This is a genomic window from Pseudomonas sp. HLT2-19-2 (assembly GCF_054898005.1).
Genome location: NZ_CM142712.1, coordinates 1,930,243 through 1,945,747 on the forward strand (window position 1 = coordinate 1,930,243; position 15,505 = coordinate 1,945,747).

At 60.0% G+C, this 15,505-nt stretch carries 14 protein-coding genes; 12 read left to right on the plus strand and 2 right to left on the minus strand.

Going from position 1 to position 15,505, the window contains the following annotated elements; translation table 11 throughout:
- Positions 1-128 precede the first annotated feature (128 nt).
- From ACYZTU_RS08940 to ACYZTU_RS08955, 4 genes are read left to right on the plus strand one after another with little or no spacing between them, the layout of a single operon-like run.
- Positions 129-599 (plus strand): (2Fe-2S)-binding protein, encoded by a 471-nt coding sequence (locus ACYZTU_RS08940; RefSeq protein ID WP_282481233.1) that lies wholly within the window; start codon positions 129-131, stop codon positions 597-599.
- Complete coding sequence (locus ACYZTU_RS08945) at positions 596-2,914, plus strand: molybdopterin cofactor-binding domain-containing protein (protein WP_461969496.1); 2,319 nt, start codon at positions 596-598, stop codon at positions 2,912-2,914. The genes ACYZTU_RS08940 and ACYZTU_RS08945 overlap by 4 nt, the downstream gene beginning before the upstream one ends.
- Positions 2,914-3,897 carry an XdhC family protein gene (locus tag ACYZTU_RS08950; protein WP_461969498.1) on the plus strand — a complete coding sequence of 328 codons (984 nt, stop codon included), beginning with the start codon at positions 2,914-2,916 and terminating at the stop codon, positions 3,895-3,897. The genes ACYZTU_RS08945 and ACYZTU_RS08950 overlap by 1 nt, the downstream gene beginning before the upstream one ends.
- On the plus strand, positions 3,894-4,484 hold the full coding sequence (locus tag ACYZTU_RS08955) for a nucleotidyltransferase family protein (protein WP_461969500.1): 591 nt from the start codon (positions 3,894-3,896) through the stop codon (positions 4,482-4,484). The genes ACYZTU_RS08950 and ACYZTU_RS08955 overlap by 4 nt, the downstream gene beginning before the upstream one ends.
- Before the next feature lie 85 nt (positions 4,485-4,569).
- On the opposite strand, the gene rne is transcribed toward ACYZTU_RS08955, so the two are convergent.
- Positions 4,570-7,761, minus strand: coding sequence for a ribonuclease E (gene rne / locus ACYZTU_RS08960; RefSeq protein ID WP_461969502.1), 3,192 nt, complete (start codon positions 7,759-7,761; stop codon positions 4,570-4,572).
- Positions 7,762-8,461: 700 nt separating this feature from the next.
- Here rne and rluC point away from each other — a divergent pair.
- The 3 genes from rluC to sppA are packed head-to-tail and all read left to right on the plus strand — an operon-like array spanning position 8,462 to position 11,087.
- Positions 8,462-9,424, plus strand: coding sequence for a 23S rRNA pseudouridine(955/2504/2580) synthase RluC (rluC, locus tag ACYZTU_RS08965; protein WP_461955184.1), 963 nt, complete (start codon positions 8,462-8,464; stop codon positions 9,422-9,424).
- On the plus strand, positions 9,411-10,073 hold the full coding sequence (locus ACYZTU_RS08970; protein ID WP_461969504.1) for an HAD-IA family hydrolase: 663 nt from the start codon (positions 9,411-9,413) through the stop codon (positions 10,071-10,073). Before rluC ends, ACYZTU_RS08970 begins: the two co-directional genes overlap by 14 nt.
- A gap of 24 nt (positions 10,074-10,097) precedes the next feature.
- Entirely contained in the window at positions 10,098-11,087 is a 990-nt protein-coding gene (gene sppA, locus ACYZTU_RS08975) for a signal peptide peptidase SppA (protein WP_461969506.1), read from the plus strand.
- A 48-nt stretch (positions 11,088-11,135) separates the two neighbouring features.
- Here sppA and ACYZTU_RS08980 read toward each other — a convergent pair whose 3' ends face one another.
- Positions 11,136-11,714, minus strand: coding sequence for a Maf family protein (locus ACYZTU_RS08980; RefSeq protein ID WP_461969508.1), 579 nt, complete (start codon positions 11,712-11,714; stop codon positions 11,136-11,138).
- A gap of 105 nt (positions 11,715-11,819) precedes the next feature.
- On the opposite strand from ACYZTU_RS08980, the gene ACYZTU_RS08985 reads away from it, so the two are divergent.
- The 5 genes from ACYZTU_RS08985 to fabG all read left to right on the plus strand — a co-directional run bounded on the left by ACYZTU_RS08985 (position 11,820) and on the right by fabG (position 15,383).
- Positions 11,820-12,347 carry a YceD family protein gene (locus ACYZTU_RS08985; RefSeq protein WP_004371317.1) on the plus strand — a complete coding sequence of 176 codons (528 nt, stop codon included), beginning with the start codon at positions 11,820-11,822 and terminating at the stop codon, positions 12,345-12,347.
- A gap of 13 nt (positions 12,348-12,360) precedes the next feature.
- Positions 12,361-12,543 carry a 50S ribosomal protein L32 gene (gene rpmF / locus ACYZTU_RS08990; protein ID WP_008152339.1) on the plus strand — a complete coding sequence of 61 codons (183 nt, stop codon included), beginning with the start codon at positions 12,361-12,363 and terminating at the stop codon, positions 12,541-12,543.
- Positions 12,544-12,547: 4 nt separating this feature from the next.
- Positions 12,548-13,558: a phosphate acyltransferase PlsX gene (gene plsX / locus ACYZTU_RS08995; protein ID WP_461969510.1), complete on the plus strand. Its 1,011-nt coding sequence runs from the start codon at positions 12,548-12,550 to the stop codon at positions 13,556-13,558.
- A gap of 126 nt (positions 13,559-13,684) precedes the next feature.
- On the plus strand, positions 13,685-14,623 hold the full coding sequence (gene fabD / locus ACYZTU_RS09000; RefSeq protein WP_461969512.1) for an ACP S-malonyltransferase: 939 nt from the start codon (positions 13,685-13,687) through the stop codon (positions 14,621-14,623).
- Between the two features lie 16 nt (positions 14,624-14,639).
- Positions 14,640-15,383: a 3-oxoacyl-ACP reductase FabG gene (gene fabG, locus ACYZTU_RS09005; protein WP_461969514.1), complete on the plus strand. Its 744-nt coding sequence runs from the start codon at positions 14,640-14,642 to the stop codon at positions 15,381-15,383.
- Positions 15,384-15,505: the final 122 nt, after the last annotated feature.

Below are 15,505 nucleotides of genomic sequence, written 5' to 3' on the forward strand. Positions count from 1 at the left end.
CTATCGTCCGCATAAGAGAGCCTCATTAGCCTGAGCCGATCTGCGTGATACCAACCGTCGACCCCGGCGGCAGATTGCTCGACCCCATAACTCAATCTCTTAATAGAAAAAATATGGCGGGCGTGCCCATGATCACCCTGAAGCTCAATGGTCAAGACCATCAACTCGATGTCACCGAGGACATGCCGCTGCTCTGGGCGATCCGCGACGTGGCCGGTTACAACGGCACCAAATTTGGCTGCGGCATGGGCCTGTGCGGCGCCTGCACCATCCATATCGAAGGCGCTCCAGCGCGCAGTTGCATCACGCCGATCGGTTCGGTCGTTGGCCAGAACGTCACCACCATCGATAATCTGCACGCCGACCCGGTCGGGCAAATCGTTCAGCAAGCCTGGCTCGACACCGCCGTGGCTCAGTGCGGTTTCTGCCAAGGTGGGCAGATCATGTCCGCCACGGCGCTACTCAAGACCAACCCCAACCCCAGCGACGAACAGATCGAAGAGGCGATGGTCGGCAATATTTGCCGCTGCGGTACTTACAACCGCATCAAGACCGCCATCCGCCAGGCATCCACTCACCTGAAGGAAGCCAAGGCATGAGCCAGTTACCGAATGATTTTGCGCTGAGCAACCTCAGTCGCCGTGGCTTCCTCAAGGGCGCCGGTGCGACCAGTGCGCTGGTGCTGGCCGCGAGTTGGGGCTGGCAGGATGTTTTCGCTGAAGAAGAGAAGAAATTCGGCGCCGACGGCATGCCCCACGGCTGGATTGATGATCCGAAGGTCTACGTCAGCATCGCCGCTGACGGTAGTGTGACCGTGGTGTGCAACCGTTCGGAAATGGGCCAGGGTGTGCGCACCAGCCTGACGATGGTGGTGGCCGATGAGCTGGATGCGGACTGGGCGATGATGAAGGTGCAGCAGGCGCCGGGCGACGAAGTGCGCTTCGGTAACCAGGATACCGACGGTTCGCGCAGCATGCGTCACTGGTATGAGCCGATGCGTCGCTGCGGTGCTGCCGCAAGGACCATGCTCGAACAAGCGGCTGCCGAACAGTGGAAAGTGCCGGTCAGCGAATGCCATGCACAGCTGCATAAAGTCATCCATAAACCGTCCGGCCGTGAACTCGGTTACGGTGCCCTGGCCGCTGCTGCCGGTGCGTTGCCAGTACCGGCGCGTGACAGCCTGCGGCTCAAGCAGCCGTCGGAATTCCGCTACATCGGCAAGGAAGGGTCCAAGGCTATCGACGGTGCCGACATCGTCAATGGCCGCGCCATTTACGGTGCAGACGTACACTTCGACGGCATGCTCTACGCCACCATAGCGCGCCCAGCGGTTTACGGCGGCAAGGTCAAGTCCGTCGACTCCAGCGCCGCGATGAAAGTCCCGGGCGTGATCAAGGTCCTGCAGATCGAAGATCGTCCGCTGCCGTTGGAGTTTCAACCGCTGGGCGGCGTGGCCGTGGTGGCCAGCAACACCTGGGCCGCGATCAAAGGTCGCGAGGCGCTGAAAATCGAGTGGGATGACGGCCCTCATGCCAGTTACGACTCGATTGCCTACCGCAAGGAACTGGAAGCCGCGTCCCTCAAACCCGGCAAAGTGGTGCGCAATACCGGCAACATCGACGAGGCCATGGGCAGCGCTGACAGCACGCTCGAAGCGTCCTACTACCTGCCGCACCTCACGCAAGCGCCAATGGAACCGATGGTCGCCATCGCCCGCTTCAAGGACGGTGTGTGCGAAGCCTGGGCCCCCAGCCAGGCACCCCAAGTCACCCGCGAACGGATTGGCGAACGCCTTGGTATTCCGTTCGGTAACGTCAGCTTTAACGTCACCTTGCTGGGCGGCGGTTTTGGTCGTAAATCCAAACCGGACTTCATCATCGAAGCCGCGATCCTTGCCAAGGAATTCCCCGGCAAGGCTGTGCGGGTGCAATGGACGCGTGAAGACGACATCCACTGTTCCTACTTCCACACGGTGTCGGCCGAATACCTGAAGGCCAGCCTGAACAAGGACGGTCTGCCGTCCGGCTGGTTGCACCGCACCGTGGCGCCGAGCATCACCGCGCTGTTTGCGCCGGGCATGAACCACGAGGCGGCCTTCGAACTGGGTATGGGCTTTACCAACATGGCTTACGCGATCCCCAACGTGCGCCTGGAAAACCCGGAAGCGGCGATTCACACGCGAGTGGGCTGGTATCGCTCGGTGTCGAACATTCCTCACGGTTTTGCGATTCAGAGCTTTGTCGATGAACTGGCGCACAAGGCCGGCCAGGATCCGCTCAAGTACCAGATCAAATTGCTCGGCCCGGACCGGCAGATCGATCCGCGTACCTTGAGTGAAGAGTGGAACTACGGCGAATCGCCCGAGCGGTATCCGATCGACACGGCGCGGCTGCGCACGGTGCTGGAGACCGCTGCCAAAGCCGCAGGTTGGGGGCGTGAAATGCCCAAGGGCCGAGGCTTGGGTCTGGCGGTGCATTACAGCTTTGTCACCTATGTGGCGGCGGTGCTCGAGGTTGAAGTCAAAGACGACGGCACGCTGATCGTGCACAAGGCCGATATCGCCGTGGATTGCGGTCCGCAGATCAACCCCGAGCGGATTCGTGCGCAGTTCGAAGGCGCCTGCGTCATGGGCCTGGGCAACGCAGTGCTGGGGGAAATCAGTTTCAAGGACGGCAAGGTTCAGCAGGACAACTTCCACATGTACGAAGTGGCGCGCATGTCCTTGGCACCGAAGGAAGTTGCGGTTCATCTGGTCACACCACCGGGCGTAGTGCCATTAGGCGGTGTCGGTGAGCCGGGCGTGCCACCGATTGCGCCAGCGCTGTGTAACGCAATCTTTGCCGCCACCGGCAAGCGCATCCGCGACCTGCCGGTTCGCTATCAGCTGCAAGGTTGGCAGAAGGCGCAGGCCTGATGGACAGCGTTGATCTGAACGTCCTGCGCAGCGTGCTGGAATGGCGCCGCGCCGGTCAGCGGGTGGTGTTGTACAGCGTGGTCCAGACCTGGGGTACCGCGCCCCGGGCACCTGGCGCCATGCTGGCCTTGCGTGAAGACGGCGTGGTGATTGGCTCGGTGTCCGGTGGCTGTGTCGAGGACGATCTGATCGCCCGGTTGCACGACGGTCGGATTCCTGCGGATGGACCGCCGGTGCAGTTGATCACCTATGGCGTCACCCGCGAGGAAGCGGCGCGATTTGGTTTGCCGTGCGGCGGCACCTTGCGCCTGACCGAGGAGCGAGTCGGCGACCCGGCGTGGGTCTCGGAGTTGCTAAGGCGCTGCGAGGCCCATGAAATCGTTGCGCGCGAACTGAATCTCGAGACCGGTGAAGTGGTTTTGCAACCGGCCAACAAGGCTGATGTGCTGACGTTTGACGGGCAGACCTTGCGCGCCATCTACGGCCCGCGTTGGCGCTTGTTGCTGATCGGCGCCGGGCAACTGTCCCGTTATGTCGCCGAGATGGCGCGGCTGCTGGATTTCGAAGTGTTGATCTGCGATCCGCGCACCGAGTTCGTTTACGGTTGGGAAGAGCAACACGGGCGATTTGTCTCGGGCATGCCCGACGAAGCGGTGCTGAACATCCAGACCGACGAGCGTACGGCCATCGTTGCACTGACCCACGATCCTCGACTGGATGACATGGCATTGCTCACGGCCCTGGACTCCAAGGCGTTTTATGTCGGTGCGCTGGGCTCGCGGGTCAACAGCTTGAAGCGCCGGGAGAACCTGGCTCAGCTAGGCTTGTCACAGCAGGCCATCGAGCGGCTGCATGGCCCGATCGGTTTGCACATTGGCAGCCACACACCGGCGGAAATCGCCTTGTCGCTGCTGGCCGAAATTGTCGCGATCAAGAACGGCGTCGAACTGAAGCAGAAGCAGCTGTTGCAGGAGGTCGTATGAGTGAACCTATCGGCGTCATCGTGTTGGCGGCGGGGCAGGGCAGTCGGTTTCGACAGGCGGCGGGTGCCGAGAAGGACAAGCTGCTGGCGGATTGTACGGGTCGCGATGGGACTGTTCGTTCGGTGATCGAGCAAGTGCTGGTGAATCTGCCGGCCTCCTTTGAGAAGCGCGTCCTGGTCACCACAGAGGATCGACCGCAAGTGATCCGCATGGCCAAGGCTTATGGCTGCGAGATTGTGCTGATCGAGTCGACGGGGATGGGTGACAGCATCGCGGCCGGGGTGGCGGCGTGTCCGCAGCTTAGTGGCTGGCTGATTGTGCTGGGGGATATGCCGTTTATCTTGCCGTCGAGTATCGAGCGGGTGGTGGCGGGAATTACCGATGACGCCGTCAGTGTACCGGTGCATCAAGGCGAGTATGGGCATCCGGTGGGGTTCGGACGCACGTTCGGGACGGGGTTGATGGCGTTATCGGGTGATCATGGTGCCAAGCCGTTGTTTGCGCAGGCGAGGGTGGTCGAGTCGGCTGTGGACGATCCCGGGGTGTTGTGGGATGTGGATGTGCCGGCGGCGTTGCTCTACCAGTAATGATCGTTCCCACGCGCGTGGGAACGATCAGACAAAAAAAGCCCCGCCTGGATCACCAGGCGGGGCTTTTTAGTGGCCGATGGAATCAGACGAGGGGTTTAGGCTCGTGTTCTTTTTCCAGGGCTTGTTCGTGTTGCTCGACCGCTTCCTGTACGGAGCGCGGCGCTTCTTCGATGACCGACTCAGCAGTAGGAGCAGCTTCGACCACTTCAGCAACAACCGGTGCAGGCTCGGCAGCGACAACCGCTTCAACGGGTGCAGCAGCGGCAGTCAGTTCGGCTTCCTTCTGCAGACGCTCGGCTTCACGCTGGCGACGACGCACTTCACGCGGGTCATTCGGCGCACGGCCACTTGGCGTCAGCGTGCTGACAGGAGCGGCTTCGACTTCCGGTGCAGCCACTTCGGCAACAACCGGCGCTTCAACTACCGGGGCAGGCTCGGCAGCAGCAACCACTGGCTCGGACACCATGGCCTCAGCTTCTGGCGCTTCTGGCGCTTCTGGCGCTTCTGGCGCTTCGGCGGCTGCTGGCTCGGCAACCCAGTTGAACGCGGTTTGTTCTTCGCGAACTTCACGGACAGCTTCGGTCACTGTTTCGGTTGATGTTTCGATAACCGGTTCTGCGGCAACCACTGGCTCAGCGGCAGCTTCAAATACAGGCTGTGCTTCACGAGCCGGGGCCACTTCGATTTCCGGAGCAGCGGTGGCTTCGACCGGGGTCGTTGCTTCAACCACTGGCGCTTCCACTGGAGCAGTTTCCTGGGTTGCAGCAGTCGCGCGTTCGGCTTGCTCGTTAGCCTGTGCTTCGGCTGGAGCGCTGATTACGGTGCTGGCAACGGCTGCGGTAACAGCCAGGCCGGCGGCCAGATCGGCAGCGCTTGGCGCTTCGTCGGTGTCGGCAGCTTCGTTACCTTCGGCAGACTCGGATTCTTCCGAACCTTCGATCACATTACCGTTGGCATCACGCTGACGCTCACGACGGTTGCTGCGACGACGCTGGCCACGGGAACGGCGGCGTGGACGATCGCCTTCGGCGCCTTCCTGACCGTCTTCCTGCAGTTGCTCTTCGTTGGTGATCAGCTCTTCTTCAGCGACTGCGGCAGCGGCTTGTTCGGCACGCGGCTGACGTTCTTCACGCGGTGGGCGTGGAGCACGTTCTTCACGTGGCTGGCGAGCTGGACGCTCTTCAGCGGTAGCAGCGGCGACCGGAGCGCCATCCAGAGGCTCACGCAGTTCACGAACCGGACGCTCTTCACGATCGCCACGTGGCTTGCGATCTTCGCGAGGAGCGCGCGGTGCACGTTCTTCACGAGGCGCGCGTGGGGCGCGCTCTTCACGTGGGGCGCGTTCTTCGCGGGCTACAACAGCTGGAGTTTCTTCGCGTGGTTCACGTGGTGCGCGTTCTTCACGCGGTGCACGTTCCTCACGAGGCTTGCGTTCTTCATCGCGGCGACCGTTACGGTTGCGGCTCTGCTGACGACCGTTGCGACGCTCTTCGTTGCGGGCCGGACGCTCGGCGTTCGGTTTTTCAACCACAACCGGAGCAGCAGGCTCTTCCTTGGTCGCAAACAGGCTGACCAGCGACTTCACCAGGCCTTTGAACAGGCTTGGCTCTGGCACGGCGACCGGTGCTGCAACAGGTGCGGCAGCGACGACTTCGGCTGGAACCGGAGCGTTGGCGCGGGCCGGTGCAGTCTTGACCGCGGCTTCCTGACGAACCAGGGTACGTGTCGCAGCGGCTGGCTGGACTTCTTCGACGTCGGCAGCGGCAGCAGCGATTTCGTAGCTGGACTGATTGATGCTGGCTTCCGGGCTGTCATCACGCAGACGCTGAACTTCGAAGTGCGGCGTTTCGAGGTGATCGTTCGGCAGAATGACGATGCGGGCACGGGTGCGCAGTTCGATCTTGGTGATCGAGTTGCGTTTCTCGTTGAGCAGGAAGGCTGCGACCGGAATTGGCACTTGTGCGCGAACTTCGGCGGTGCGGTCTTTCAGGGCTTCTTCTTCGATCAGGCGCAGGATCGCCAGTGACAGCGATTCAACGTCACGGATGATGCCGGTGCCGTTGCAACGCGGGCACACGATGCCGCTGCTTTCGCCCAGCGATGGACGCAGGCGCTGACGGGACATTTCCAGCAGGCCGAAGCGCGAGATGCGACCGACTTGCACGCGAGCGCGGTCGGCTTCCAGGCATTCGCGGACTTTCTCTTCCACGGCGCGCTGGTTCTTGGCAGGGGTCATGTCGATGAAGTCGATGACGATCAGGCCGCCGATGTCGCGCAAGCGCAACTGACGGGCGATTTCTTCGGCGGCTTCAAGGTTGGTCTGCAGGGCGGTTTCTTCGATGTCGCTGCCTTTGGTGGCGCGCGCCGAGTTGATGTCGATGGACACCAGGGCTTCGGTCGGATCGATAACGATGGAGCCGCCGGAAGGCAGTTCAACGACGCGCTGGAAAGCGGTCTCGATCTGGCTTTCGATCTGGAAACGGTTGAACAGCGGAACGCTGTCTTCGTACAGCTTGATCTTGCTGGCGTACTGCGGCATCACCTGGCGGATGAAGGTCAGGGCTTCGTCCTGGGCTTCAACGCTGTCGATCAGCACTTCGCCGATGTCCTGGCGCAGGTAATCGCGGATGGCGCGGATGATCACGTTGCTTTCCTGGTAGATCAGGAACGGCGCGGAACGATCCAGCGAAGCTTCTTTGATGGCGGTCCAGAGTTGCAGCAGGTAATCGAGGTCCCACTGCATTTCTTCGCTGCTGCGGCCCAGGCCGGCAGTGCGAACGATCAGCCCCATGTCGGCTGGCGCAACCAGGCCGTTCAGGGCTTCACGCAGTTCGTTGCGCTCTTCACCTTCAATGCGACGGGAGATACCGCCGGCACGCGGGTTGTTCGGCATCAGCACCAGGTAACGACCGGCCAGGCTGATGAAAGTGGTCAGGGCGGCGCCCTTGTTGCCACGTTCTTCTTTTTCGACCTGAACGATGACTTCCTGGCCTTCGCTCAGGACGTCTTTGATGTTGACGCGGCCTTCGGGGGCTTTCTTGAAGTATCCGCGGGAGATTTCTTTGAGGGGCAGGAAGCCGTGGCGCTCAGAGCCGAAATCGACAAAGGCAGCCTCAAGGCTTGGTTCGATGCGAGTAATCCGGCCTTTATAGATGTTGGCCTTTTTCTGCTCGCGTGCACCGGATTCGATGTCCAGGTCGTAGAGGCGCTGGCCATCTACCAGTGCAACACGCAACTCTTCGGGTTGGGTTGCGTTAATCAGCATTCTTTTCATGTAGTACCGTCGGTTTCCGGGCTGCCGGAAACGGCGTTCGGCACACACGACTTCTCATGGTCGGTGTCAGGTGCGTCAGGAGTGGTTGGACACTCCAGTGTCTAGCGAACCCCGGCCAATTGGGCCGGCGTCGCGACGTACGCGTCCTGCTTGCTGTGGCTACTTAAGCACTCAGTCAGGAGGAGGAATCAACCAGCGGCTGTGGACGAGATGAAGCGTCTTGATAAAGCCTATTGCTACACAGTCCAGCGGTTGTGCATCTCCACCCTACACGTATCCCTGATAATTCGGGTGCTGCCGCGCGCAGAATCCGCAGCGGGTTGGCATTTACCGTGAGCTCCGAAAGGGGAGGTCACGCATCATGGCTAATTTAGGCGTTGTTTCCGAAGCGTTCGCTCGGGGTTGTTCGTCGCTGACTGCACTTTGTGAACTGGCCGTGAATATTTGCTCGCAAGGCGAGTGAAAACTCTGCTTTGCGGCATGCTTCAGGCCTCATGTCACCTGCGCTCGTTACAACTGCAAACTCTACCGTTTCGTAGCGAAAGCCCCGTAGGGCGGCCTCTCGTCCTCGTGAATTGCGTTGGTCAGGGCCGGTTTTTGACCGTTAGTCCGCTGTCCAGGCCACTTTTGGCGGCGTTCGCGACTATAGCAGCAATGATTAAGTGCTTCAATTCCATAAAAAATTGTTATCATCCGCGCCATGACGACTACTGCCCCTTCGACCCCAGCCGTACAACTGCTGGAGGTCTCGCCGGAATATGCCGGCCAACGTATTGATAACTTCCTTCTCGCTCGCCTCAAAGGCGTGCCCAAGACCTTGATTTACCGCATTTTGCGCAAGGGCGAAGTGCGGGTAAACAAAGGTCGGATCAAGCCCGAATACAAGCTGCAGGCGGGCGATATCGTGCGCGTGCCGCCGGTTCGCGTGCCTGAGCGAGACGAGCCGGTGCCGCTGGCACAAGGCCTGCTGCAGCGCCTCGAAGCCTCGATTGTCTTCGAGGATAAGGCGTTGATCGTGATCAACAAGCCTTGTGGCATCGCGGTTCATGGTGGCAGCGGCTTGACTTACGGGGTGATCGAAGCCTTTCGTCAGTTGCGTCCCGATTGCAAGGAACTGGAACTGGTTCACCGTCTCGACCGTGACACCTCCGGCCTGCTGATGATCGCCAAGAAGCGCAGCATGCTGCGTCACTTGCACACGGCATTGCGCGGCGATGGCGTCGATAAGCGCTATATGGCGTTGGTTCGCGGTAACTGGGCGGCCTCGATCAAGCAAGTTCGTGCGTCGCTCGGCAAGAGCAATCTGCGTTCCGGCGAGCGCATGGTCGAGGTCGACGAGGAGGAGGGCAAGGAGTCTGTGACCGTGTTCAAGGTCCTGCGTCGTTTTGGCGACTTTGCCACCCTGATCGAAGCCAAGCCGATCACCGGCCGGACGCACCAGATCCGCGTCCACACCTTGCACGCCGGGCATTGCATCGCTGGCGATACCAAGTACGGCGATGAAGGTTTCAGTAAAGAAATTCGTGACCTGGGCGGCAAGCGCCTGTTCCTGCACGCCTACATGCTGACCGTGCCGCTGCCCGATGGCGGTGAGCTGAAATTGCAGGCGCCCGTGGATGAGATGTGGGCCAAAACCGTGGAGCGCCTGAGTGCACCCCTCTGATTACAAGCTGCTGATTTTCGACTGGGACGGCACCTTGGCTGATTCCATTGGTCGGATTGTCGAGGCGATGCATGTCGCGTCCGAGCGCTCAGGATTTCAGTTGTGTGATGATTTTGCCGTCAAGGGCATCATCGGTTTGGGCTTGCCGGAAGCGATTCGTACCTTGTATCCGGACATTGGCGATGCCGAGCTGATCGCTTTTCGCGAGCACTACGCCGATCACTACATTGCATCAGAAGCCGTGCCTTCGCCGTTGTTCGAAGGCGTTGTCGAGTCGATGGAGGCGTTTCGTGCCGAGGGTTATCACCTGGCGGTCGCAACCGGCAAGGCTCGTCGCGGGCTGGATCGGGTGCTGAAGTCTCACGGCTGGGAAGATTACTTCAACATCACTCGCGCCGCCGACGAAACCGCCAGCAAGCCCCACCCGCTGATGCTTGAGCAGATCCTCGCGCATTGCGAGGTTCGCCCGGAGCAAGCGCTAATGGTCGGCGATTCGTCCTTTGACTTGCAGATGGCACGCAACGCCGGCATGGACTCCGTGGCTGTCAGCTATGGCGCTCAATCGATCGAGGCGTTGAAGCTGTTCGAACCGCGGCTGGCCATTGATCGTTTTTCAGAATTGCATGCCTGGCTGAATCAGCGGGCTTAATACGTTTTTGCTGGGGTAGAAGTCATGACCGACGAATGGAAAGCGCCCGCCAAGGCGAGCGCAGAGAGCGGTGACGAGAAAAGCTGGAAGCTGCTGGAAAAGACCCTGCTGGCCGGTGTGCAGGAGCAGCGCCGGTCCCGTCGCTGGGGGATTTTCTTCAAGTTGCTGACCTTTGTGTACCTGTTGGGTGCGCTGGTCCTGTTCACGCCGCTGATGGACATGGAGAAAGCCGCCACTCGCAGTGCCCATTACACCGCGCTGATCAACGTGACCGGCGTGATCGCCGACAAGGAGCCTGCCAGCGCAGACAACATCGTCGGCAGTCTGCGTGCAGCCTTCGAGGATGAGAAGGTCAAGGGTGTGATCCTGCGGATCAACAGCCCGGGCGGCAGTCCGGTGCAGTCGGGTTATGTGTATGACGAAATTGTCCGTCTGCGCGGCTTGCACCCGGATACCAAGGTGTACGCGGTGATCTCGGACCTTGGGGCTTCCGGTGCTTACTACATCGCCAGCGCGGCCGATCAGATTTACGCCGACAAGGCGAGTCTGGTCGGTTCCATTGGTGTGACAGCGGCCGGTTACGGCTTTGTCGGCACCATGGAGAAGCTCGGTGTCGAGCGTCGGACTTACACGTCGGGCGAGCACAAGTCGTTCCTCGACCCGTTCCAGCCGCAAAAGCCTGAGGAGACTCGGTTCTGGCAGGGCGTGCTGGATACGACACACCAGCAGTTCATCAATAGCGTGAAAAAGGGCCGTGGCGACCGTCTCAAGGACAAAGAGCATCCGGAGCTGTTCTCCGGGTTGGTCTGGAACGGGGAGCAGGCCTTGCCACTGGGCCTGATCGATGGTCTGGGGAGTGCCAGTTCGGTGGCGCGTGATGTGATCGGCGAGAAAGAGCTGGTGGACTTCACCGTTCAGGAATCGCCGTTCGATCGCTTCTCGAAAAAGCTCGGTGCCAGCGTGGCTGAGCATCTGGCGATGTGGATGGGCTTCCAGGGGCCTTCGTTGCGCTGATTCTTCCGGCAGCATGAAAAACCGACCTTCGTGGTCGGTTTTTTGCATTCAGGGGATTTGCACGCCTTCGGCCAGCAGCATGTCGACCAAGCGAATCAATGGCAGGCCTATCAGGCTGGTGGCGTCAGGGCCATCGGTGCTTTGAAACAGGCTCACCCCTAAACCTTCGGCTTTGAAGCTGCCAGCGCAGTCGTAGGGCTGTTCGGCGTGCAGGTAGCGTTCGATGCGCGATGGGTCGAGTGTGCGCATGTGTACGGTGAAGGGCACGCAGTCGACCTGGCAGGTGCCGGTCTGGCTGTTAAACAGTGCGAGGCCGGTGAGGAAGGTCACGCGGGTGCCACTTGCAGCCAGCAGTTGCTCGCGGGCCTTTTCGAAGGTGTGCGGTTTGCCGATAATCCGATCACCGAGTGCCGCGACCTGATCGGAGCCGATGATCAGATGAGCGGGGTAGCTGCCGGCCAATGCGCGCGCTTTTTCCTCCGCGAGGCGCTTCACCAGCTCGATGGCTGACTCGCCCGGACGATGGCTTTCGTCGATATCCGGTGAGCTGCAGGTAAACGGCAGCTGCAAGCGGGCCAGCAATTCCCGGCGATAAACCGAGCTTGAAGCGAGTAATAAAGGCAGCATGCGCATCTCCAGAAGACAGGCGCGAATTCTAGCGAGGCTTCCAAGTGACGGACAGGGTTGAATTTCCTTTGACATGGCTGGGGGCATCCCTATAATGCTGCGCCTATGTTGAATGACCCGATTCCACCTCACGTTGACCCGCGCAAATTGGCTGATCGTGGCACCACCCTTCAAGGTGAACTGCTGCTGGCCGATTTGGAGAGACTCTGCGACCCGCTTTCCGACACTGTCGGTACGGTGCAGGCTAAATTCGTTTTTGAACGAGATGAACGTAAGTCTGTGGTAATCCACAGCTTTATCGACACCGAAGTCAAAATGGTTTGCCAGCGTTGTCTTGAGCTGGTCACCCTGCCGATCCATAGCGAATGCAGTTATGCTGTGGTGAAGGAGGGTGCGAATACCCAGTCGTTGCCGAAAGGTTATGACGTGCTGGAACTGGGCGAAGATCCATTGGATCTGCAGTCACTGATCGAGGAGGAGCTTCTGCTCGCCTTGCCCATTGTGCCTGCTCATCATCCGGAAGAATGCCAGCAGCCGGCGGGTCTCGATGAGCCCGAACCGAGCGAGGACGAGGTAACGCGGTCCAACCCGTTCAGTGTATTGGCGCAGTTAAAGCGTGACCCAAACGTTTAGGAGTTAATCAATTATGGCTGTTCAGCAGAACAAAAAATCCCGCTCTGCCCGTGACATGCGTCGTTCGCACGACGCCCTGACGGCAAGCACTCTGTCTGTAGAAAAAACCACCGGTGAAATTCACCTGCGTCACCACGTATCGCCAGAAGGCGTATACCGTGGCCGTAAAGTGATCGACAAGGGCGCTGACGAGTAATCACTTGTCTGCTCAAGTCATCGCGATTGACGCAATGGGCGGGGACTTCGGTCCCCGCAGCATTGTTCAGGCCAGCCTTGCTTGTCTGTCTGCTACGCCCTCGCTGCACCTGACCCTCGTCGGTCAACCCTCTCTTCTTGAAGAATTGCTCTCTGGCCAATCGGCTGTGGATCGCTCGCGCCTGTCAATTGTGGCGGCGTCCGAAGTCATCACCATGGACGAAAAGCCTGCCCAAGCCTTGCGGGGCAAGCCCGATTCGTCGATGCGCGTGGCGCTGGAGTTGCTGCGAGACGGCAAGGTCCAGGCCTGTGTCAGTGCCGGCAATACCGGCGCGCTGATGGCGTTGTCGCGGTTTGTGCTCAAGACCTTGCCGGGCATTGATCGGCCGGCGATGGTTGCGGCGATTCCGACGCAGAAGGGCTACTGCCAGTTGCTCGACTTGGGCGCCAATGTCGATTGCAGTGCCGAGCATCTGTTGCAGTTCGCCGTGATGGGGTCGGTGGCGGCGGAAACCCTGGGCATCGTTCGTCCACGCGTGGCGCTGCTGAACATCGGTACTGAAGACATCAAGGGCAATCAGCAGGTCAAGCTGGCGGCCACGTTGTTACAGAGCGCACGCGGCATCAATTACATCGGTTTTGTCGAAGGTGACGGTGTGTATCGTGGCGAGGCGGATGTGGTGGTGTGTGACGGTTTTGTCGGCAATATCCTGCTCAAATCCAGCGAAGGCCTGGCGACTATGATTGCCGGGCGCATCGAAGCCTTGTTCAAGAAAAACCTCGCGTCGAAAGTGGTCGGTGCTCTGGCATTACCACTGATGAAGCGCTTGCAAGCCGATCTGGCGCCTGCGCGACATAACGGCGCGAGTTTCCTTGGTTTGCAGGGGATTGTGGTCAAGAGTCATGGTTCTGCGGGGGTTCATGGCTTCCAGAGTGCGATTCAGCGCGCCTTGATCGAGATCCAGGAAAACCTGCCGGAACGCATTCATGGTCGTCTGGAGGATTTGTTGCTTTAGGCGTTTTCGTCGGACAATGCTTAAATGTGACCGCTCAGTTCAATTTGCCATCCAACTGTCAGTTTCTTGCGTTCCCCCAAACGGGACGTTAATTCTCCGACGACAAGATCATTAGGGGCTTGTTACATGTCTGCTTCCCTCGCATTCGTCTTTCCGGGACAGGGTTCGCAGTCCCTCGGCATGCTGGCCGAGTTGGGCGCGCAACATCCGGTTGTCCTCGACACTTTCAAAGAAGCTTCCGATGCACTGGGTTACGACCTGTGGGCACTGACCCAGCAAGGGCCGGAAGAGCAGCTCAATCAAACCGATAAAACCCAACCGGCCATTCTGACCGCCTCGATTGCCTTGTGGCGTCTATGGCTGGCTGAAGGCGGCGCGCGTCCGGCTTATGTTGCCGGTCACAGCCTGGGCGAATACAGCGCTTTGGTCGCCGCAGGCAGTCTGAGCCTGGGCGACGCGGTGAAGCTGGTTGAGCGCCGTGGTCTGTTGATGCAGGAAGCCGTTCCGGCCGGGCAAGGTGGAATGGCCGCCATTCTCGGTCTGGACGATGCTGATGTGCTGGCAGCCTGTGCCGAAGCGGCGCAAGGCGAGGTGGTCAGTGCGGTCAACTTCAACTCCCCTGGCCAAGTGGTCATCGCCGGTGTCAAGGCCGCGGTCGAGCGCGCCATCGAAGGCTGCAAGGCCCGTGGTGCCAAGCGCGCCATGCCATTGCCGGTCAGCGTGCCGTCCCATTGCGAGCTGATGCGTCCAGCGGCCGAGCGTTTCGCCGAGTCGATCGCTGCGATCGACTGGCAGGTGCCGCAGATCCCGGTGGTTCAGAACGTCAGCGCCAATGTGCCGGCCGATCTGGAAACCCTCAAGCGCGATCTGCTTGAGCAGCTTTACAAGCCTGTACGTTGGGTCGAATCGGTTCAGGCACTGGCCGCCAAGGGGGCTACCCAGTTGGTCGAATGCGGCCCTGGCAAAGTGCTGGCTGGTCTGAACAAGCGTTGCGCCGAAGGCGTGTCGACATCCAACCTCAATACCCCCGACGCCTTCGCTGCCGCCCGCGCAGCGCTGGTCTGAATCAGGAGAAGCCTGCATGAGTCTGCAAGGTAAAGTTGCATTGGTCACCGGCGCGAGCCGCGGTATCGGCCAGGCTATTGCCCTGGAATTGGGTCGTCAGGGCGCCATCGTTATCGGCACCGCGACGTCTGCCGCGGGTGCCGAGCGCATTGCCGCTACCCTGAAGGAAAACGGAATTCAAGGCACTGGCCTGGAACTCAACGTCACCAGCGACGAGTCCGTTGCTGCAGTACTGGCGAGCATCACTTCGCAGTTCGGGGCGCCGGCGATCCTGGTCAATAATGCCGGCATCACCCGCGATAATTTGATGATGCGCATGAAAGATGACGAATGGCATGATGTCGTTGATACCAACCTGAACAGTCTGTTCCGCCTATCCAAGGGCGTTTTGCGCGGCATGACCAAAGCCCGTTGGGGACGAATTATCAGTATTGGCTCGGTTGTGGGTGCCATGGGCAACGCAGGCCAAGTAAACTACGCAGCCGCCAAGGCCGGTCTGGAAGGTTTCAGCCGTGCACTGGCGCGTGAAGTCGGATCGCGTTCGATTACGGTAAACTCGGTGGCTCCTGGGTTCATCGACACCGATATGACCCGCGAACTGCCCGAGGCACAGCGTGAAGCCTTGCAGACGCAGATTCCGCTGGGCCGTCTGGGACAAGCTCAAGAGATCGCGTCTGTGGTCGCTTTTCTTGCATCCGACGGTGCGGCTTACGTTACTGGGGCTACAATCCCGGTGAATGGCGGGATGTACATGAGTTAAATGTGACGGGTTGCTTCAAAAAAATGTCATACGAGCTGTCTAAAATCCGTTATAAAGCTGCAATCTATTTATAGGCAGAGGGCCACCGGGTTTGAGGAGTGAAGCTTTCAGTTGAAAAACTG

What these genes read in the sequence shown, in the direction of transcription:
- sppA (WP_461969506.1), top strand. Translation starts at nt 10,098, where the DNA reads ATGACCGACGAATGGAAAGCGCCCGCCAAGGCGAGCGCAGAGAGCGGT.
- rpmF (WP_008152339.1), top strand. Translation starts at nt 12,361, where the DNA reads ATGGCTGTTCAGCAGAACAAAAAATCCCGCTCTGCCCGTGACATGCGT.
- ACYZTU_RS08940 (WP_282481233.1), top strand. Translation starts at nt 129, where the DNA reads ATGATCACCCTGAAGCTCAATGGTCAAGACCATCAACTCGATGTCACC.
- fabG (WP_461969514.1), top strand. Translation starts at nt 14,640, where the DNA reads ATGAGTCTGCAAGGTAAAGTTGCATTGGTCACCGGCGCGAGCCGCGGT.
- rne (WP_461969502.1), bottom strand. Translation starts at nt 7,761, where the DNA reads ATGAAAAGAATGCTGATTAACGCAACCCAACCCGAAGAGTTGCGTGTT.
- rluC (WP_461955184.1), top strand. Translation starts at nt 8,462, where the DNA reads ATGACGACTACTGCCCCTTCGACCCCAGCCGTACAACTGCTGGAGGTC.
- fabD (WP_461969512.1), top strand. Translation starts at nt 13,685, where the DNA reads ATGTCTGCTTCCCTCGCATTCGTCTTTCCGGGACAGGGTTCGCAGTCC.
- ACYZTU_RS08955 (WP_461969500.1), top strand. Translation starts at nt 3,894, where the DNA reads ATGAGTGAACCTATCGGCGTCATCGTGTTGGCGGCGGGGCAGGGCAGT.
- ACYZTU_RS08945 (WP_461969496.1), top strand. Translation starts at nt 596, where the DNA reads ATGAGCCAGTTACCGAATGATTTTGCGCTGAGCAACCTCAGTCGCCGT.
- ACYZTU_RS08985 (WP_004371317.1), top strand. Translation starts at nt 11,820, where the DNA reads ATGTTGAATGACCCGATTCCACCTCACGTTGACCCGCGCAAATTGGCT.
- ACYZTU_RS08980 (WP_461969508.1), bottom strand. Translation starts at nt 11,714, where the DNA reads ATGCTGCCTTTATTACTCGCTTCAAGCTCGGTTTATCGCCGGGAATTG.
- ACYZTU_RS08950 (WP_461969498.1), top strand. Translation starts at nt 2,914, where the DNA reads ATGGACAGCGTTGATCTGAACGTCCTGCGCAGCGTGCTGGAATGGCGC.